Source organism: Ruania suaedae (assembly GCF_021049265.1).
GTDB lineage: Bacteria > Actinomycetota > Actinomycetes > Actinomycetales > Beutenbergiaceae > Ruania > Ruania suaedae.
In genome coordinates, this window is record NZ_CP088018.1 from 810,466 (window position 1) to 829,361 (window position 18,896).

General features: G+C 72.1%; 18 protein-coding genes. 9 read left to right on the forward strand and 9 right to left on the reverse strand.

Annotation, left to right across the window (positions count from 1 at the left end; genetic code table 11):
• Positions 1–28 precede the first annotated feature (28 nt).
• Positions 29–1,915 carry a sensor histidine kinase gene (locus tag LQF12_RS03700; RefSeq protein WP_231054651.1) on the reverse strand — a complete coding sequence of 629 codons (1,887 nt, stop codon included), beginning with the start codon at positions 1,913–1,915 and terminating at the stop codon, positions 29–31.
• A gap of 124 nt (positions 1,916–2,039) precedes the next feature.
• On the opposite strand from LQF12_RS03700, the gene LQF12_RS03705 reads away from it, so the two are divergent.
• Positions 2,040–2,744 (forward strand): response regulator, encoded by a 705-nt coding sequence (locus LQF12_RS03705; protein ID WP_231054652.1) that lies wholly within the window; start codon positions 2,040–2,042, stop codon positions 2,742–2,744.
• Here LQF12_RS03705 and LQF12_RS03710 read toward each other — a convergent pair.
• Positions 2,711–3,451 (reverse strand): GNAT family N-acetyltransferase, encoded by a 741-nt coding sequence (locus tag LQF12_RS03710; protein ID WP_231054653.1) that lies wholly within the window; start codon positions 3,449–3,451, stop codon positions 2,711–2,713. The two genes, LQF12_RS03705 and LQF12_RS03710, sit on opposite strands and share 34 nt — an antisense overlap.
• An 80-nt stretch (positions 3,452–3,531) precedes the next feature.
• Between LQF12_RS03710 and LQF12_RS03715 the strand changes: the two genes are divergently transcribed.
• From LQF12_RS03715 to LQF12_RS03725, 3 genes are read left to right on the forward strand one after another with little or no spacing between them, the layout of a single operon-like run.
• Positions 3,532–4,254, forward strand: a complete 723-nt coding sequence (locus LQF12_RS03715) for an MSMEG_4193 family putative phosphomutase (protein WP_231054654.1) — start codon at positions 3,532–3,534, stop codon at positions 4,252–4,254.
• Positions 4,255–4,263: 9 nt separating this feature from the next.
• Complete coding sequence (locus LQF12_RS03720; RefSeq protein ID WP_231054655.1) at positions 4,264–4,821, forward strand: DUF3090 domain-containing protein; 558 nt, start codon at positions 4,264–4,266, stop codon at positions 4,819–4,821.
• Between the two features lie 6 nt (positions 4,822–4,827).
• Positions 4,828–5,613, forward strand: coding sequence for an SCO1664 family protein (locus LQF12_RS03725; RefSeq protein ID WP_231054656.1), 786 nt, complete (start codon positions 4,828–4,830; stop codon positions 5,611–5,613).
• Between the two features lie 20 nt (positions 5,614–5,633).
• On the opposite strand, the gene LQF12_RS03730 is transcribed toward LQF12_RS03725, so the two are convergent.
• Complete coding sequence (locus tag LQF12_RS03730; RefSeq protein WP_231054657.1) at positions 5,634–6,575, reverse strand: SDR family oxidoreductase; 942 nt, start codon at positions 6,573–6,575, stop codon at positions 5,634–5,636.
• Positions 6,576–6,708: 133 nt separating this feature from the next.
• On the opposite strand from LQF12_RS03730, the gene LQF12_RS03735 reads away from it, so the two are divergent.
• The gene (locus LQF12_RS03735; protein ID WP_231054658.1) at positions 6,709–7,548 is read left to right on the forward strand and encodes a helix-turn-helix transcriptional regulator; all 840 of its coding nucleotides are present in this window, start codon (positions 6,709–6,711) and stop codon (positions 7,546–7,548) included.
• A gap of 4 nt (positions 7,549–7,552) precedes the next feature.
• On the opposite strand, the gene LQF12_RS03740 is transcribed toward LQF12_RS03735, so the two are convergent.
• The 3 genes from LQF12_RS03740 to LQF12_RS03750 all read right to left on the reverse strand — a co-directional run bounded on the left by LQF12_RS03740 (position 7,553) and on the right by LQF12_RS03750 (position 10,150).
• Positions 7,553–8,305 (reverse strand): alpha/beta hydrolase family protein, encoded by a 753-nt coding sequence (locus LQF12_RS03740; RefSeq protein WP_231054659.1) that lies wholly within the window; start codon positions 8,303–8,305, stop codon positions 7,553–7,555.
• 85 nt (positions 8,306–8,390) lie between these two features.
• Positions 8,391–9,443, reverse strand: coding sequence for a winged helix DNA-binding domain-containing protein (locus LQF12_RS03745; RefSeq protein WP_231054660.1), 1,053 nt, complete (start codon positions 9,441–9,443; stop codon positions 8,391–8,393).
• Positions 9,444–9,457: 14 nt separating this feature from the next.
• Positions 9,458–10,150 carry a DNA alkylation repair protein gene (locus LQF12_RS03750; protein ID WP_231054661.1) on the reverse strand — a complete coding sequence of 231 codons (693 nt, stop codon included), beginning with the start codon at positions 10,148–10,150 and terminating at the stop codon, positions 9,458–9,460.
• Positions 10,151–10,224: 74 nt separating this feature from the next.
• Here LQF12_RS03750 and LQF12_RS03755 point away from each other — a divergent pair, with 74 nt between their 5' ends.
• Complete coding sequence (locus tag LQF12_RS03755; protein ID WP_231054662.1) at positions 10,225–10,980, forward strand: alpha/beta fold hydrolase; 756 nt, start codon at positions 10,225–10,227, stop codon at positions 10,978–10,980.
• Here LQF12_RS03755 and LQF12_RS03760 read toward each other — a convergent pair.
• Together LQF12_RS03760 and LQF12_RS03765 are read right to left on the reverse strand one after the other, a co-directional pair.
• The gene (locus tag LQF12_RS03760) at positions 10,961–13,960 is read right to left on the reverse strand and encodes a tetratricopeptide repeat protein (protein WP_231054663.1); all 3,000 of its coding nucleotides are present in this window, start codon (positions 13,958–13,960) and stop codon (positions 10,961–10,963) included. The two genes, LQF12_RS03755 and LQF12_RS03760, sit on opposite strands and share 20 nt — an antisense overlap.
• A 91-nt stretch (positions 13,961–14,051) precedes the next feature.
• Complete coding sequence (locus LQF12_RS03765) at positions 14,052–15,080, reverse strand: YeiH family protein (protein ID WP_231054664.1); 1,029 nt, start codon at positions 15,078–15,080, stop codon at positions 14,052–14,054.
• Between the two features lie 71 nt (positions 15,081–15,151).
• On the opposite strand from LQF12_RS03765, the gene LQF12_RS03770 reads away from it, so the two are divergent.
• From LQF12_RS03770 to LQF12_RS03780, 3 genes are all read left to right on the forward strand, one after another.
• The gene (locus tag LQF12_RS03770; protein WP_231054665.1) at positions 15,152–16,042 is read left to right on the forward strand and encodes a LysR family transcriptional regulator; all 891 of its coding nucleotides are present in this window, start codon (positions 15,152–15,154) and stop codon (positions 16,040–16,042) included.
• A 139-nt stretch (positions 16,043–16,181) separates the two neighbouring features.
• Entirely contained in the window at positions 16,182–16,769 is a 588-nt protein-coding gene (locus tag LQF12_RS03775) for a winged helix-turn-helix domain-containing protein (protein ID WP_231054666.1), read from the forward strand.
• The gene (locus tag LQF12_RS03780; RefSeq protein ID WP_231054667.1) at positions 16,766–18,001 is read left to right on the forward strand and encodes an MFS transporter; all 1,236 of its coding nucleotides are present in this window, start codon (positions 16,766–16,768) and stop codon (positions 17,999–18,001) included. The genes LQF12_RS03775 and LQF12_RS03780 overlap by 4 nt, the downstream gene beginning before the upstream one ends.
• A gap of 64 nt (positions 18,002–18,065) precedes the next feature.
• On the opposite strand, the gene fdhD is transcribed toward LQF12_RS03780, so the two are convergent.
• Positions 18,066–18,893 (reverse strand): formate dehydrogenase accessory sulfurtransferase FdhD, encoded by an 828-nt coding sequence (gene fdhD / locus LQF12_RS03785; RefSeq protein ID WP_231054668.1) that lies wholly within the window; start codon positions 18,891–18,893, stop codon positions 18,066–18,068.
• Between the last annotated feature and the right edge of the window lie 3 nt (positions 18,894–18,896).

Below are 18,896 nucleotides of genomic sequence, written 5' to 3' on the forward strand. Positions count from 1 at the left end.
GCGTCACCCGCACGAGCGATTCTCGCGCCTACTCAGGTAGGGGTGGGGCAGTCTGCTCGCCGCCGTCGATCGGGATCCGTGCGTACAGCCGGTACCCGCCCCCGGGCCGCGGGCCGGCCTCGACCGTGCCGCCCACTGTCGCGATGCGCTCGCGGACGCCGGCCAGGCCCAGACCGGAGCCCGGAGCGTGGTCGGCGTCGGAGACCGGCGCCGAGTTCAGCACCCGCACGGTGACGGCGTCGGCCTCGGCGACCACCGTCACTTCCACGGTGGACCCGGGGGAGTGACGCAAGGCGTTGCTCAGGCCCTCCTGGACCACGCGGAACGCCGTCAGGCCGACCGCCGGGGAGACGGTGGTGTCCGGGCCGGAGTACGTGATCTGGGCGCCGGAGGCGCGGGTGGCCTCGATCAGATCCGGGATGTCGGCCACGGTGGGCACCGGTGCGGTGGGAACCTCACCGGTGCGCAGCAGCGACAGCAGTGAGCGCATCTCGTTCAGCGCTTGGCGGGAGGATTCGGCGATGTCGTCGAATTCGTGCTGAATCTCTGGCGGGATGCCCGGTTTGCGGTACCGCGCTGTCGTGGACTGGACATTGATGACCGACATGCTGTGCGCGACCACGTCGTGCAGTTCGCGCGCGATCCGGTTGCGTTCCTCGAGATCACGGCGTCGCTGCAGTTCTTCGGCGCTGACACGTTCAGCCCGCTCGGCCCGGCCGAGGTTCTGCATCCACAAGCGGCCGAAAATCGCCAGCAGCCCCAGGCCCGCACTGATCGAGGCGAGCACGATGCCGTTGGCCAGTCCGCCGTCGGGTATCCGACCGGCGATCACCAGGTAGGCCCCGACCGTGATCATCGTCCCGGTGGACCACACCGCCGCAGCCCAAAGCCAGTGGTGACGCAGCGCGATCACGACGATCACCAGGCAATAGGCGACCAAGGTGGTCACCGGCCAGGGCCATGGGCCGTGCGGATCCGGATCCGATCCGGCGAGATTCGCAGCCGCGAGGATGGTCCCCAGTGTCGAGAGCAGGATCACCGCACCGCCGCCACCTGGCCAGCGCACCGCGAGCACGAGCGCGGCGCTCTGGGTGATCGCCAGCACCATCGCGATGGCCGGATTGATCTCGTACACACTCGCCAGGACGGGCCAGCCGACGGCGAGCAGGATCACGGCAGCGAAGCCGGCGCTCAACCACGTCCACCCGATCGCGGTCATTCTCAGCGCGGGTGTCGGGATTCTGGTGGTCCAGCCCGGTGCCGCTGGTGCGGGCCCCCTTCCCAGCAATGACCCGGTGACCAGGCCGTCCACCTGTGCAAGTCCGTGGACCACCCGTGGCAGGGTGATCAATGCGAGCGCGCCGACCACCAGATTGATCGCGGAATCGAGGACGTACATTCCGCGTGCGCTCTGCGGGGCGAGCTCGGGGGCGATGAGCTCCAGCAGTAGTGGCCAGCCGGTGCCAGCGCTCGATCCGGGGATGACAAGCTGCCAGAACCAGGAGGTGAGGCCGCCAAGAGCCAGCGCCGACCAGGTCACCGCGAGCACGAAGGTGACCAGGCGCAGCGGCAAGGCGATGATGGTGGCGAAGACCAGATCGAACCAGCGGCGCGGGTCTGTCATCACCCGCATCAGGCCCGTCACGGTCTTCTCGATCGGCCGGTAGTGGGGTGGCGGCACCGGCCGGCCCCAGGATCGCAGCCGGCTGCGCGCGAGGTCGGCCATGCTGGTGGCGAGCAGCAACGTCAAGGGCATGAGCAAGGCGCCCAGCCAGATCACGAAGGTGCCGATTGACAAGGCAGCCAGGGGTACCAGGAGGCCGAAGCTCACGGCGGCCAATGGCAGACCCAAGAGGATGTAGCGGTAATCGCGGGCAAGCCGTGCGAGCCGAGTCGAGGGTGCCTGCTCTTCCATATCCGGCACGCTATGGTCTCCCGCTCTCACGTCGCGTCCCTCCTGGGAGCCATCTCACCCTTACCCACGAGGGATATCTGCCTCTGCGCCGCGCGCGGTCGCCGAGCGCCGATAGTTTGGGTCCATGGTCCCTCATTCCACCCCTGTCACGCCGGCAGAGGAGCAGCGGGAGATCCGGGTGGCGATCGTCGACGACCAGTCGATGATCCGTGCCGGCTTCGCTGCGCTGCTCGACGCCCAGCCCGGAGTCACCGTGGTGGGCACCGCCGAGGACGGGCTCGGCGTGACCGACCTGGTGCGCCGTACCCAGCCCGATGTGGTGCTGATGGACATCCGGATGCCGAAGGTCAGCGGGCTCGACGCCACCCGTGCCATCGGTGCCATGCCGGGCACGCCGCCGCGTGTGGTCATCCTCACCACCTTCGATGCCGACGAGTACGTCTTCTCCGCGCTGCGCGCCGGGGCGAGCGGCTTCCTGCTCAAGGACTCCCCTCCCGAGGAGCTGATCCACGCCGTACGCGTGGTGGCGGCCGGCGAGGCGCTGCTCTCACCCCGGGTGACACGCTCGTTGATCGCCGACTACGCCGCCCGTCCGCACCGCCGGCCGGAGCCGGGCCCGGAGCTCAACGGCCTGACCGAACGCGAGCTCGACGTGATGGGCGCCGTGGCCCGCGGCTTCTCCAACGCCGAGATCTCCGGCGAGCTCTTCGTCTCGGAGCAGACCGTCAAGACCCATGTCAGCCGCATCCTGAGCAAGCTGGGGCTGCGCGATCGCACCCAGATGGTGATCGCCGCCTACGAGTCCGGTCTGGTCCGCCCGGAACGGTGACCTCCTGAGCCCCGCGTGCGCAACGGGGAGAGCTGGCGACCGTCGTCGTCGGCGTTGCCCGGGTCGAGCCACTCCTCGAAACCTGCGCGCACACCCGGCCACTCGCCGTCGGTGACGGCGAACCATGCCGTGTCCCGGTTACGTCCCTTCACCACGACCGCCTGCCGGAACGTGCCCTCGTGGACGAAGCCGAGGCGGGCGGCCGCCTGGCGCGAGGGAGCATTCAGGCTGTCGCACTTCCACTCGTAGCGGCGATAGCCGAGCTCGTCGAAGATGTACCGCATGAGGAGGTAGTGCGCCTCGGTGGACGCCCAGGTGCGCTGCAACGCACGGGAGAAGGTGACCCACCCCACCTCGATCACGCCGTGGGCGGGGTCCTGGCGCATCAGCGCCAGCGTGCCCACGGCACGCCTGGTGGCATTGACCACGACGGCGTAGTGCCGGGGGTCGGTGCCTCCCGCCGCGCCCTGCGCCCACTGGTGGTAGTCCTCCCGAGCGGTGAACGGGCCGACTCCGAGGTACGTCCAGTCCCGAGCGTCGGGGGCAGCGGCATAAGCGTCGTACAGATCGTCGGCGTGCCGGGCAGGCTCGAGGCGCTCCAGGGTGCAGTACCGGCCACGGAGGATCTCGGCCGCCGGGCGTGGCACCGGACTCCAGCCCCGGACCACCTCGCCGACCGGCTGGCCGAACTCGTTCACCTCGGTCACGCTGCTCCTCTCGTGCCTGCCGTGCGGGAGACCGATCATGTCAGAGTGGCGGCATGTACTCCGGGTCCTAGGCTGCAGGGATGGCCACCGTCATCCTCATCCGCCACGGCCGCTCGACTGCCAATGTCGACGGCGTCCTCGCCGGTCGCACGCCGGGCGTGCTGCTCGACGATCTCGGCCGGGAGCAGGCCGAGCGCACCGCGCAGCGACTCGCCGTCGTGCCCCTCGTGAGCGTGGTCTCGAGTCCGGTCGAGCGATGCGTGCAGACCGCCCGCCTCCTGCTCGAACAGCAGCCGGACGCCCCGCAGTTGCAGCTCGAGGAGGGAATCACCGAGTGCGACTACGGGCAGTGGCAGGGGCAGGCTCTGAGCGAGCTGGCGAAGGAGCCGCTGTGGTCGGTGGTCCAGAGCCAGCCCTCTGCCGTCACCTTCCCCGACGGTGAGTCGCTCGCGGGGATGCAGGCGCGCGCGGTGGCTGCCGTGCGCCGTCGCGATGCCGCCATCGAGGCCGAGCACGGCGCCGGAGCGGTGTGGGCCGCCGTCAGCCACGGGGACATCATCAAGTCCGTCCTGGCCGACGCGCTGGGCATGCACCTCGACCTGTTCCAGCGCATCAACGTCGGTCCGGCGTCCATCTCCCTGGTGCGCTACGGCGCCACCCGGCCGGACGTGGTCTCGACCAACACGGAGTTCGGCGACCTGACGTGGTTGGGCGCCGGCGGCGCGGTCGCCGACGCCCCGGTCGGCGGCGGACCCGGGAACGAGGGAGCCACCGCACGAGCCGAGCCGGGCCACGGCTCGTAGACTGGTTGCATGCCCACCCTCGTCCACGAGTACGACTGGCCCGACCGTGTCGTCGTCGGCACGGTCGGCCGCCCCGGAGAGCGCACCTTCTACCTGCAGGTGCGTGACGGCGCGCGCTGCATCAGCGTCGCGCTCGAGAAGGAGCAGTCGGTCCTGCTGGCCGAGAAGATGGACCAGCTCCTGGATGAGCTCTCCGCCGACGACGCCCACCCCGTGACCGCGCCGAAGGACGTCCCCGCCGAGCTGGTCGACGAGGATCCGCTCGAGCAGCCGGTGGAGGAGGAGTTCCGCTCCGGGGCGATGGGCCTGGGCTGGGATCCCCGGACCGCCCAGATCGTCATCGAGGCTTTTGCCCTCGACCTCTCCGGCGAGGACGAGGCCGCCGGCCCGGAGGACGATGCGGTCTACGAACCGAGTGAGGTGCTCCGGGTGCGGATCCCGGTCGGTGCTGCCCGTGCCTTCGCCCAGCGCACCCGGGAGGTCGCCTTCGCCGGGCGTCCCATCTGCCCGCTGTGCGCCCGCCCGATCGACCCCGACGGACACGTCTGCCAACTCACCGATGAGTGAGGGCCGGTGAGACCGCAGACCGGTCCCGGCGAGCTCGATCTCCACGAGGGTGAACTGGAGCTGAGGGGGCGGATCACCGTCGCCTCCAATGCGACGTTCCTCGGACAGATCGGCGACGTCGCCGTGGTCTACAAGCCCGTGGACGGCGAACGCCCGCTGTGGGACTTCCCGGATCGGACTCTCGCCTCCCGGGAGGTGGCCGCCTTCCTGGTCTCCGAAGCGCTCGGATGGCAGATCGTCCCGCGCACCTGGCTGCGGGACGGTCCGCTCGGGGCCGGCATGGTGCAGTGCTGGCAGGAGCCCGATCCTGAGCAGGACCCGGTGGACGTGGTCCCCACGGAGGCGGTCCCCACGGACGGGTGGCGCACCGTGCTCGAGGGCAGTGACGAGAGTGGGCGGCCACTGGCGGTTATCCACGAGGACTCGGCCGCGCTGCGGCGTATGGCCGTCTTCGATGTGCTCGTCAACAACGCCGATCGCAAGGGCAGCCACGTCCTGCCGGTGACCGGCGGCCACCGTTACGGCGTGGACCACGGAGTCACCTTCCACACCGAGCCGAAGCTGCGCACCGTGCTGTGGGGGTGGACCGGTGACGCCCTCGACCCGGACGAGATCGCCGGGGTGGACCGGGTGCGCTCGGGGTTGGGTGGTGAGGTGGGCGAGGCTCTCGCCGCGTTGCTGAGCGCGGCGGAGGTCGACGCCCTCACCGAGCGGTGCGAGCGGTTGCTCGCGACGGGTGTGTTCCCGCTGCCGGAGGGGGAGGCCCCGGCTGTTCCGTGGCCGTTGTTCTGAGGCGCTCCGGCATCGCCGGGCTATGACGGGAAGGTGATCCTCGCCAGCTCGGCCGAGACCTGCCAGATCCGGGCGGCGTCCTCCTCGCTGCGCAGCGGCGGGTAGAGCGGCTGCTGCGCCGGTGCGCCGCCGATGGTGCCGGGACCGTCGGGGCCGTAGAGCACCCCGCCCTCGGCCTCGGGGGAGGTGGCTGCGAGCAGTGCGGGCAGCCCCGCCGACGCCGGTGTGCCGGCCAGGATGCCGCGAGCCGACAGCCACCGGATCAGGCGCACCGCCGTGGTGTCGCTGCTGCGGCCGATCTCCGGCCGGGCGGCCAGCAGGTTCGTCGGCGCCACCCCCGGGTGCGAGAGAGTGCTCGTGATGCCCCACCCGCCGGCGAGGCTGCGACGGTGCAGCTCGAGGCCGAAGAGCCCGAACGCGATCTTCGACTGGCTGTAGGCCTTGTGACCGTCGTAGCCATGCGCGAACTGCAGATCGTCCCAGTTCACCCGCCCGCGCCGGGCCGCGATGCTCACCTGGGAGGTCACCCGGGCGCTGCCCGCCCGCAGCAGCGGAAGCAGGTGCGCGACCAGGGCGACGTGACCGAGGTGGTTGGTGCCGAACTGCAGCTCGAAGCCGTCGGCGGTGAGCTGGCGATCCGGAGGCGTCATCACACCGGCGTTGTTGATCAGCACGTGAATCGGCTCCCCCTCCGCGAGGAGGGCCCGGCCCAGTGCGGACACCGAGTCCAACGAAGACAGGTCCAGCGTGCGGAGCGAGACCGCGGCCCCCGGCACCTGCTCCCGGATCCGCGCGACGGCGGCCTCCCCCTTGCGGGGGTTGCGCACCGGCATGAGCACCTCCGCGCCCGCCGCGGCGAGCCGGGCGGCCATGATCAGGCCCATCCCGTCGCTCGCGCCGGTGATCAGGGCGCGCCGGCCGGTCAGGTCCGGGATCGTGATGTCGATGATTCGCCGTGCCATGGGGGTACTCCTCGTTAGTGGGTCGATGCCCTCGATCCTCGCTCGCCGGCGCGGCGGTAGCCACGGCCTGACAATCCCAGGCTCACCGGCCCTTCTCGCGGTAGAACAGAGGGATCCGCCCGAAGGAGACCCCATGATCGACCGCGCCGGACTCGCCGAGTTCCTCCGCCATCGCCGCGAGGCGCTGCAACCCGAGGACGTCGGACTGACGCGCGGCCCTCGACGGCGCACCGGCGGGCTCCGGCGCGAGGAGGTCGCGGCCCTGTGCCACATGTCCGCCGACTACTACTCGCGTCTGGAGCGGCAGCGCGGCCCGCACCCCTCACCGCAGATGCTGGCCTCGATCGCGCAGGGCCTGCACCTGTCGTTGACCGAACGCGACCACCTCTTCCGGCTCGCCGGCCAGCACGCGCCGGTGCGGGGCGCGGGCGAGCACGTGGCCCCGGGGATCCTGCGGATCCTCGATCGCCTCACCGACACCCCGGCCGAGGTGACCACCGAACTGGGGGAGACACTGCGCCAGACCCCGACCGGCGTCGCCCTCCTCGGCGACACCACCCGGTTCACCGGGCCGGAGCGGAGCCTGGGCTACCGGTGGTTCACCGATCTCACCTCGCGGGAGGTCTACGCCCCGGAGGATCATGAGTTCCTCACCCGGATGTACTGCTCGGGTCTGCGGGAGATCGCCACCCTGCGCGGGCCGGGCTCCCGGGCCGCGCACTTCGTGGATCTGCTCATGGCGGCGAGCGAGGAGTTCCGCAGCGTGTGGGACCGGCACGAGGTCGGCCTGCGCCCCCGCGAGGTCAAGCGATTCGTCCATCCGGAGGTCGGCCGTCTCGAGCTGACCTGTCAGCGGCTGCTAGATCCGGACCAGTCGCACGGGCTGCTCGTCTACACCGCCGTTCCCGGCAGCGAGAGCCAGGAGAAGCTGCGGCTGTTGTCGGTGATCGGGTCCCAGGCACTGCGCCCCTGAGGGCCTAGCGCAGGTACGGCTCCACCCAGGCTGCCGCGATGCGCGCCGCACGCTGGGCCTGGCCGGGCTCGGTGAGCAGATGGTCGGCGCCCTCCAGGGAGACGAAGCTGCGGGGGTGGCGAGCCATCCGGAAGATCTCGCTGGCGTTCTCGATGCCGACCGTCTGGTCGGTGGGGGAGTGCATGATCAGCAGCGGCCGGTCCAGGGAGCTGATCTTGTCCGTCAGATCCGCGCGCCGCACGTCCTCCACGAAGTCCCGCTTGAGGGTGAGCGCCCGCCCTCCGACCAGCCACTCGGCGCTGCCGTCCTGGCAGGCGCGGTCGACCACGGCGTCGTAGTGGCGTTCCACGTTGCTGGGGTCGGAAGGAGCCCCGATGCTGACGACGGCGCCGACGTCCGCGTCGCGGCCGGCGGCGATCGCTGCCGCACCGCCCCAGGAATGGCCGACCAGGATCGAGACCGGGGTGCCGCGTTCGGCCATGAAGTGCGTGGCGCTGACGGTGTCATGGACCTTCACGGTGAACGAACCGTCACCCCAGTCGCCGTCGGAGTCGGCCAGGCCCAGGGCGTCGAAGCGCAGCATGCCGATCCCCTCGGCCGCCAGCTGCTTGCAGATCCGCGCGGCGGCCGGGGAGTCCTTGCCGAGGGTGAAGCCGTGCACGAACACCCCCCACCCGCGCACCTCGCCCTCGGGCATGTCCAGCACCCCCGCGAGGTGGGGACCGGTCGAGCTGGGCACGTGCACCCGTTCGGGCATGGAGAGACCTTTCGTGGTGAGGACAGCCATCACGGTAGTTCGTTCTTGTGACAGCTGCGTATCGAGCAGCTCATTCCGCGTGCCCTCAGTCGTGCGGCCACTGCGCGAGTGCGGCATCGATGCGCGCCCGGGTGCGCGTGTCGACCTCCTCTACAAGCTCCAGGACGGCGCCGCCGGGCGTGCGGGGGCGTCGCCACGTCCCCACCACCACGCCGTCGACGAGCACTGCCGGCCGGAACACCCCGTTGCCTCCCGGGACGAGCGCCCGCAGCGCCTGTGAGCTCGCCACCAACGAGCGGTCGGCGTACCCCAGGATCCACTCGTCGAAGCCCGGGACCAGGTCGACCGGCGGGTCGTCGCCGTCGGGCACCTCCGTGACCGGATCGTCGGCGAGGTCCCAGCACCGGGTGCCCTCCACGCGCAGGTCGACCAGGTCCTCCATCGTGGCGGCTGCGCTGCGCAGCGGCGTCTTGGGCAGCTTGGTCCACCAGGCCAGGTCCTCCGGCGTCACCGGCCCGCGGGCGGCGACGAAACCACGGATGACCTGGGCGAGCGCCGCGTCCGGGTCCTCCGGCGCCGGGGCGGTGGACAGCTCGAGGAGCTGGCCGCCGGCCGATCCGAACCGGCCCCAGTGCATCAGCCCGCCTACGGCCAGGTGCATCAGCAGGTGGTAGCCGCGCCCGTTCGCCGTCGCCAGGCCCGCGGCCTCCCACAGCGCGAGGGCCTCGGCGCGCGAGCGGGGCCGTTCCTGCAGCGCCTCGGCGAGGACTTCGCGTGCCCGCCCGATCCCCCGATCGTCCAAGCCGAGCTGCTCCCGACGGCGGGTGGTCGCCCGGTGGGTGCGTTCCGCCGTCAGGGAGAGCAGGGTGGCGAGGTGACCCGGCGTGGTGGCGAACAGGGTGCCCCGCATCGGCCAGGACCGGACGAGGTGACCGGAGTCGAAAGCCTGCCGGACGTCGTCGACGGTGGTTCCCGGCCGGGAGCGGATCGCGATCGCCCGGAGCACGGCGGGCAGATCCTGGCCTTGCAGCGCGACCGCGCGCTGGACCACCTCGGTGGGGGAGAGGTGGGAGCCCGCGAGCAGCTGCCGGACCCGCCGCCGGTGGCGGGCCTGCGCCGGTGGGATCTCCTGGCTCATCGTCTGCCGCCTCCCTACTCGGCGTTCTGGCGCCGCACCATCTCGGCGATCCACGCGGGTGCGTACGGGGAGGTGCAGCCGCGCGGGGTCGGGTAGTCCTCCAGCACCCGCAGCCGCTCCCCGATGGCGATGGCGCGCTCCCGGTGGTCGGGGTCGGAGATTCCGATCTGCGCCAGGCAGGTGTTCATCGGCCACTGCAGGCGGTCCGGTGCGTGGCCCATCCCCGCCTCGATCGCGTCGAGCAAGCTGTCCAGATCTAGTCCATCGGGATCCTTCACCACGCGATCGGCGGTGAGCGACCACCCGGCACCGGCCACCACGGGATCGGTGTCGGTCAGCCAGGCCTGTCGCAGCCCCTCCGCGTGCGAGCTCTTCTTCACCACGTGGTTCACGAGCCAGTCCTGCACCTTGGGGGCACGGGCCTCCCGGAGCATCGCATCCAGCTGCTCAGGTGCGAAGGTTTTCGGACGGCAGGTCAGGAGTGCGAGCAACCGCGCGGCGGTGTCGCCGGTGGCCCACAGTGCGAGTGCGAGATCGTGCTGGGTCCGGAGCCGCTTGGCGAGGACCCGCAAGGCGCCGAGGTTGACCCCGTGGTCGTCCCCGCGGGCCTCGTTGGCTGCGCGGACCCGGGGGTCCTCGAGCGCGGTCAACTCGGCGAGAATCGAATCGAGGTGCTCGTGGCGCCGTGTGGTGGCGGGCTCTGTCATCTGTTCACCTCCGGGGTCGCTGCTCAGCCTAGGACGAATCCGGTGGCTCCGGCCCGGGATCTAGACTCCCGGGTATGAGCTCACGCCTCGCCGTCCACTCCTGGGGGCCGGCCGACCGTCCGCCGCTCGTGCTCCTGCACGGAATCACCGACTCGGGCCGGTGCTGGGCCGACGCCGTCACCCGGTGGGAGCAGCACTACCGGGTGATCGCCCCGGACGCTCTCGGGCACGGCGACTCCGATCGGTTCAGCGCCGAGGAACTCGACGGCACGCAGGTGGACCTCATGGTGGAGGAGATCATCGGCGTGCTCGAGGACCTGGCAGATCCGGCCGTGCTCCTCGGGCACTCGATGGGCGGGGCCACCGCCGCGGCCGTGGCCGTTCGCCGTCCGGACCTCGTGCGTGCCCTCGTGCTGGAGGACCCGGCCTGGCGCGACCTGACCGAGGAGCAGGAGCGCGAGCGTGCGCAGGCCTTCCTCGGCGGGCGCGGTGAGCCCGGCGCGTCCTGGCCGGCATCGGAGATCGCGCCCTGGCGTGCCTCCTACGAGCAGGTCGACCGTGACTTCCTGACCCTCGGGCGCGCCACGCCGTCGGAGCCGTGGCGAGAGATCGTGACGAGGCTGACGATGCCCACGCTGATCGTGACGGGCACCGAGGGCGTCATCATCGATCCGGCGCAGATCGCCGAGATCGAGGGTCTCGGCAACGACCTCGTCCACGTGGAGGTGGTCGAGGGTGCCGGGCACTGCGTGCGGCGGGACCGCACCGAGGCCTACCACGCGGTGGTCGACCCCTGGATCGCCGAGCGGCTCACCCCAGCTCGGCCCTGACCTCGGCGATCACCTGACCCAGGTAGGCGACGATCTCCGGATCGACGTCCTGACCGGGAAGATCCACCGCGATCTGCTCCCACACCTCGAGCGCCTCCGGCTGCCGGCCGTGCGCACGCAGCAGGCGAGCGACGTCGTCGCGGGCGTCGATCGTGCGCGGATCCACGGTGCCCCACAACGTGGTGGCGATCTGCGCACAGCCGCGCAACTCCTCCTCGGCACCGCCCGGATCGGCGTCGGCCCGGAGCCGCCCCAGGAGCTGGCGCGTGTGGAACATCGGCTCCGAGCAGGGATCGACGACCTCGCTCAGACCGGCGGCGGCGTCCTCGAGCAGCGCACGCGCCTCACCGGCTCGATCGGTGTGGGTGAGCGCAGCCGCCAGCTGTACCTGCGCCGTCCGGAACGGTAGCGAGTGAGCCCCGAAGATCCGCCCACAATCCCGCACGTGCCGCTCCAGCAGGCGCACCGCGGTCTCGGCGTCCCCGAGGCGGAGTGCGACCTCCGCCACCGATCGCCGGGTGGACTGGACGTCGGGGTGGTCCCAGCCGAGCACGTCCACCTCCCGGGCATGCACCGCCGTCAGCAGGTCGATGCCCTCCTGCGGGTCGGCGCCCTCGGTCAGAGCCAGGCCGAGCAGCCGACGTACCCGGAAGGTGTCCGGGTGGTCCGCCCCGAGTGCCCGGTCGTGGACGGCGAGCAGCGCACGCAGCATCTCGGCCGCCTCCTCGTGGCGTCCGGCCGCGTGCAGCCCGGCGCCACGGTTGCGTTGCACCGCCAGGGTCCGTGGGTGCTCCGGGCCCAGCCGCTGCAGGCACACCCGTTCCAGGTCGCCGAGCAGGACGAGCGCCTCATCGCCGTGTCCGTGGTTGCCCAGGAGCGCAGCGAGGTTGCCGCGCAGGCCGAGCAGCAGGACGTCGTCGGCTTCCAGGTGGCGCTCGGCACGGGCGAGCGTGCTCCGGATCAGGTCCAGCGCCGCCTCGCCCCGCCCGGCTTGCGACAGCACCCCGGCCAGGGTTGCCCGTGCGCCGAGGGTGTCCGGATGCTCGGCGCCACGTTCGGCCCGCATCCGGGTGGCCAGCTCCTGGTGCGCCTCGACCGCCTGCTCGGTGCGTTGCAGCGCGGTCAGCACGTGGGCGCGCAGGTTCAGCACCTCCAGCGCGAACAGCTCGGGAGCCTCCGACGCTTGGCCGGCGGCGTCCGCGTCCGCCAGCGCCTCGGTCAGGTGGCCGGCGAGCTGGAGGGCGTGCCCCCGCATCAGCAGGGCCCGGACCAGCCGGTCCGGTGAGGGCCGGCTCTCGATCACCCGGGTCAGATGTCGCAGGTACCGGGGCAGATCGCGCTGGTCGTCCCACAGGTACTCGGCGGCGGGCCGGATCGCGTCGGCGAGCACGTCCGGATCTCTCAGAAACCCCTCGGCGTGCAGCACCGCTGCGAGATCGGCCAGGTGGTGGCGCTCGGTTGCGTCCAGGCTGGGGAGACGATCGTGCAGGAAGGCGCCCAGCGCGGCGCCGATCGCGGTACGCACCTCGATGCGGTCCTCACCGACGAGGAAGGTGTCGTCATCGGCGGCGATCTCCCGCTGGTCGCGCTCGGTGAAGGTGCGCAGCATGGCGCTCACTGACCGGGCCCAGGAATAGGCGTCGCTGCCGGTGTGCAGCGCCTCGGTGATCTCCGGTAGCGATGGCCAGTCCAGGTCCCGCAGCGCCGACAGCAGCAGGTCGGTGTTCCACTCGGCGGCAGCCGTCGCCGGGTCGAGCACGGCCGGGATGCCCAGGGCAGCCAGGCTCAGCGCCTCCCGCACCGCCTCCGGCAACTCACGCCAGAGTTCGGCGTAGAGCCCGCGGATCTGGGCGGGAGCCTCGGCGATCGTCGCGGCGTCCAGGCGCAGCTCGCCCGAACGGGCTCGGCGCCGCACGCGGGGCAGCTGGCAGAACAACTCCAGCGCAAGCGGGTTCGGGTAACGCCTCGCGATCAGCGCGGCGGTCCCGTCGGCCACCTGCGGGTAGTGGCTGCGCACGATCGCCTCGAGCGACGCCTGCTCCAGCGCCCCGAGCGAGGCGTTGGGTCCGAACGGGTCCGGCGCTCGCGTGGTCCGGTGGTCCAGGCGCACCACCCGGTCGCCGGCCGTGGCCAGGGCGCGCCGGACCTCCTCGTTGTCCTCGGTGCGCCCGGGCCAGGAAGTGGAGATCACCAGCACCGACGCCGTGCCGCACACCAGCGACCCGAGCAGATCGGCCAGACCCTGGTCGGCATCGTGCAGGTCCTCGACGGCGATCACCACCGGCAGGCCAGGCACCGCCAGCCGGTTGAGCATGGCTGTGGTCTCGGCCACGAGGTCCGGCGCGGCGATCCGGTCGGTGGAGTCCAGTCGATCGCGACGCTCGGCCGCAGCCCGCGCCCCTGCCACCCCGCGTTCACCGAGCCAGCGCACCAGACCCAGGCCCGGGATCGCAGCGCCGACCACCGCCTCGACCGCCGTCCCCGCCACTTCCATCGCTGCCTCGTCCGCCGCCGCGATCCCGAGGTCTCGCAGCCCCGAGCGCCACCGTCCCTGCGAGGGGGCGACCTCGCGCCAGGCGTCCTCGAGATAGTCCGCGTGGGCCTGCACCTGCGCCAGGTCCTGGCGCAGCGAGGCGGAGGAGACCCCGCCGCGCAGGGAGCAGGCGATCCCCCACCAGAGGAAGCCGGGCAGGCTGCCGGGAGTGTGCTCGACCTCGGGGGCAACTCGCTTGCGCCGCGCACCCACCTCCTCGGGAACCTCCCCACCGAACAGGTCCGGCGGCCAGTACCGCGGCTCGGGCTGCCGCCCTGCCGCCAGCTGCCGGTAGAGCTCGCGCAGCAGGCGTGTCTTGCCCCAGCCCGAGGGTGCCTCCAGTGCGATCCACTGCGCCGGTCCGCCCGCCCGTATCCGGTCATAGGCCTCCAGCAGGCCCGTCACGACGGCGGAGCGTCCTTCCCCCACGAACGCCGGCTCGGCCACGGCTCACCTCTCGTCTCGCGCGGGCATGGTGGAGACCATCCTGGCCGGAACCGGCGTCGCTGTCACCGCTCGGCCTGGGCCAGGTCACCGATCAGATCAGCGCCTGCAACGCCAGGCTCGCCCCCGTCACCACCAGCCACAGCGCGCCGCCCAGGAGCAAGGGCGCCGGTCCGGTCCGGCGCAGTGCGGGCAGGTCGGTGGCGAGCCCGATCGCGGCGAGCGCGGCGGTGATGAGAAGGGTGGACACGTGCGCGCCCGCGCTCTGGGCCCCGGCGGGGATCAGGTCGAGCGTGTTCAGTGCCGCCACCGCCACGAATCCGACCAGGAACCACGGCACCAGCCGCCAGACTGGGCTCCGGGCTGCGTCGGCATCGCGGCGGGCGACCACCGCCGCCAGCACCAGGCAGATCGGGATGATCGCCAGCGTCCGACTGAGCTTGACCACCACCGCGGTGTGCGCGGCCTCGGGCGAGTAGCTGTCCGCGGCGGCCACCACCGAGGACATGTCGTTCACGGCGGTGCCCGCCAGCACCCCGAACGCCTCATCGCTCAGCCCCAGCGCGTGACCGAGCGCCGGGAACGCCAGCACGGCGGCGATGTTGAATACGAACACCGTGCTCAGCGCGTAGGCCACCGTGGTGCCGGCCGGGCGCAGTACGGGGGTGACCGCCGCGATCGCCGACGCTCCGCACACCGCTGTGCCCACGCCGATCAGCGTGCGCAGGTCACGCTCGACGCCCAGCAGGCGCCCCAGCCCGACGACGGCCCCCAGGCAGATCAGCAAGGTCCCGATGGTCACGGGCAGTGCCCCACCCCCGACGGCGGCCACCTCGCCCAGGGAGAGGTGCACCCCGAGCAGGACCACGGCGAGTTGCAACCCCCATCGGCTGGCGATCGGCAGCGCGGGAGCCCAGGCGTGGCGACGGCGGGAGCCGGCCACGGTGGCGACGACGGCGCCGGCGACCACGGCGATCACGGGCGGGCCGATCAGCGGGAGGGCGCGGCCGGTCAGGGTGGCAGCAGCGGTGAGTGCGGCGCAGAGAAGGAGGGCGGTGAGCGTCGGCCGCCACCCCGCCCGGGCCGCTCTCCCAGCGCTAGATGGTGGAGTGGGTGGTGCCATGCCCACGATGATGCCGGGCACGCCGCGCATCCACTACCTACCGGTTACCTGGATGGCTATAGGCTCTGGCTATGCCCGCGACCCGTGAAGTCACCCTCGACATGCTGCGTCTGCTCGTCGCGGTGGCCGACCGGGGCAGCATCTCGGCGGCGGCGCGGACCGCCGGCGTGAGCCAGCCCTCGGCCAGTGCCCGGATCAAGGACTTGGAGCGGCGGCTCGGACTGGAGCTGGTGGATCGTCGCAGCCGCGGAGCCGAACTCACCGCGGACGGGCGGGCCGTGACGGACTGGGCCAGGGCCGTCGTCGAGGCGGCGGACGTGCTCGTGACCGGGGCGCGCGCACTGGCCTCCCAGCACGACGCCCAACTGGTGGTGGCCGCCAGCCAGACGGTCGGGGAGTACCTCATGCCCGCCTGGCTCGCCGCATACCGGCGTCGCAGCGAGGGGCAGCCGGTGCGGCTGCGGGTGATGAACTCGGCGGACGTGGTGGCGGCGCTGCGGTCCCGGGAGGTCGACCTCGGGTTCATCGAGTCGCCCTCGGTGCCCTCGGACCTGGCCCGCCGGCGGGTGGGGACCGACAGGCTGGCGCTGGTGGTCGGCCCGGACCACCCGCTGGCCAGGCGCCGGCGCCCCCTCACCCGCCGGCAGCTCGTCGGGATGGCGCTGGCCTCGCGCGAGGACGGCTCGGGGACGCGGGATGCGCTCACCCGGGCCCTGGGGGAGCCGGTCCAGCCGGTACTCGAGCTCGACTCGAACGCCGCGGTGAAGGTGGAAGTCGCCTCGGGCGGGTATCCCGCGGTGCTCTCGGCGCTCGCGGTGGGGGCTGAGCTCAGCGACGGGCGACTGGTGGAGATCGACGTGCCCGAGGTGGATCTACGCCGGCAGCTCCACGTCGTCTGGCGGCGCAGCGCCCGCTTGCCTGCCGCGGCCGAGGACTTCCTGCGGAGCGTGCTCGGACGTTGAGTCAGCGAGCCATGCCGAGGAAAGCCATCAGGGCTCGTTCGATCTCGACCAGGCGTTCGGTGCACACGCTGCCCACGCGTGTACGGCAGAACGTGCAAGAACCATTGCGAAAGAGTTATTGCGCGTCTATCGTGGTCCCATGCGGATCGACGACCCCGGCGCCATGCGCGCGCTCGCCCACCCCCTGCGGATCGAGCTGTTCGAGCGTCTGGCCATCGAGGGCACCGCGACGGCGAGCGAACTCGCCGCGCTGGTCGGCTCGACTCCGGCGAACTGCTCCTTCCACTTGCGCACCCTCGCCAAGCACGGCTACATCGAGCGGGTCGAGGGCGCCACCGGTAGGGACCGCCCGTGGCGCGTGGTCGACATCGAGCAGTCCTGGTCGGCGGGGGAGCGGGACGGTTCCGAGCGCGACCTCGCCGCCCGGGCGCTGGAGTCCTCGTTCCTGGAGTGGGAGACCGAACGGCTGCGCCGGGCGGCCGGGCGAGCGGCGCCGTCGGGGTGGAAGAACGTGCTGAGCACCACCGGTGCCACCCTCCACCTGACCGCCGAGGAGGCCGCGAGTCTCTCCGAGCGGATCGGTGAGATCGTGCGCGAGTACGTGCCCCGCTGGGATCAGCCCGAACTGCGCCCCGAGGGCGGGCGTCCGGTCCGCCTGTTCGCCGCCACCTACCTGGTGGAACCGGCCGCGCCCGAGGCCGGCGGTGCCGGGGAGAAGAACCGATGAGGACGCTGCTGCGGCACCGCCTCTTCTGCCGCCTGCTCGGCGGCTGGACGGTCGGCAACCTGGCCGACAGCGCCCTGTTCCTGACCTTGGCGGTCTGGGCCAAGGACCTCACCGGCTCCTCCAGCGCGGCCGGACTGGTCTTCCTCGCCCTGGCGATCCCCTCGTTGCTGGCCCCGCTGCTCGGGCTGCTCGTGGATCGGGTCCGGCGCAAACCGCTCATCGTCACCGCGAACCTCGTGGCGGCCGGCGCCGCCGCCTCGCTGCTGCTCATCGACGGCGCCGGGATGCTGTGGCTGCTGTACACCGTCACGGTCCTCTACGGCGCGCTCGGGGTCCTCAACGGCGCCGCCCAGTCGGGGCTGCTGCGGGACCTGCTGCCCGACGACCAGCTCGACTCGGCGAACGCGATGCTCTCCACGGTCGACAACGGCCTGCGCATCCTCACTCCGGCCATCGGGGCCGGGCTCTACGTGCTCTGGGGCGGCCCGGCGCTCGGGCTCGGCGTGGCCGGCCTGCTGGTGGTGACCGCGGCGCTGATCGCGTCGGTGCCGGTGGTCGAGTCCGACCCCGACGGGGAGAGAAGCTCCTTCTGGACCGACGCCGTCGCGGGCTTCGCGCACCTGCGCTCGGTGCCGCTGCTGCTGCGGATGGTGGTCGTGGTCGCCGCCGCGTTCGGGGTGATCGGGCTGTTCGACACCGTGCTCTTCGAAGTGGTCGAGCACGGGCTCGGGATGGATCCGGCGTTCTTCGGGGTGCTGATGAGCCTGCAGGGTGCCGGAGCGATCGTTGGCGGACTGACCTCGGCGCTGGTGCTGCGCCGGTGGGGTCCGGCACGGACGGTGGGGACCTCGCTGGCCGTCATCGGCGTGGCTGCGCTCGCGTTCACCGTCGACGTGGTCGGCCTGCCCCTGCTCCCGGTGGCGATCGTCGCGATCTTCGTGGCGGGCGCGGTGATCCCGTGGATGATGGTCGCGATGATCACCACCCGGCAGCGCCTCACCCCGCCCCGGCTGCAGGGCCGCACGGCGGCGGCGACGAACATCTCGATGACGCTGCCCCAGATCCTGTCCATCGCGGCCGGCGCGTTGCTGGTGGCGGTGGTCGACTACCGGGTGCTGCTGGTGGTGGCAGCGCTGGTGCTCGGTGGCTGCGCGATGGTGTTGCTGATCTCGCGGTCGCAGGAACCCGCCGCCGAGGTACCCGCGGCCGATGCGATCGTCGAGTTGCCCTGATCCGTTGCCATCGCGACCGACGAAGCGACAGATCGAGGCAACGCGTGAGCGGAACCAGCCCCGCCTATCCCGCGATCCGCTCCGCCCCCGTGTAGACGGTCAGCCGGTCCCCGCGGGAGAAGCCGATCAGCGTCATCTGCGACTCCTCGGCCAGCTCCACGGCCAGGGCGCTCGGCGCGCTCACCGCCGCCAGCGTCCCGATCCCCGCCAGGTGCGCCTTCTGCACCAGTTCGAAGGAGGCGCGCCCGGAGACCTGCAGCACGGTGCCCAGCAGCGGCAACCGGCCCTCCATCAGGGCCCATCCCACGAGCTTGTCGACGGCGTTGTGCCGGCCCACGTCCTCGCGCAGGCACAGCAGCTCGCCGTCGGCGCTGAAAAGGCCCGCGGCGTGCGTGCCGCCGGTGCGCGCGAACTGCGCCTGCCCGGCGCGCAACCTCTCCGGCAGGGCGAGCAGCACCTCGGGTGAGAGCTGGGCGGGGGCGGGGCCGCCGTCGAGGGTGGGGAAGGCCGAGACCTTGGTGACGGCCTCGATCGAGGAGGTCCCGCAGATCCCGCACGAGGAGGAGGTGTAGACCGACCGCTCGGCGCTCGCCGGTGGCGGCGCCACCCCCGGGGCGAGCGTGACGTCGACGATGTTGTAGGTGGCGCGGCCCTGCTCGTCCACGCCCGGCCCGTACGAGAGCTGGGCGATCTGGCCGGGCTCGTGCACCACCGATTCGCTCACGCAGAACCCGGCCGCCAGCTCGAAGTCGTGACCCGGGGTGCGCATCGTCACCGCCAGCGAGCGCCCGCCCACCCGGACCTCCAGCGGTTCCTCGCCGGCGAGGTGCTCACTGCGTTCCCGACGGCGTCCGCCCGCCTCGATCCGCAGCGTCCGGCGCCGTGTGCTCACCCG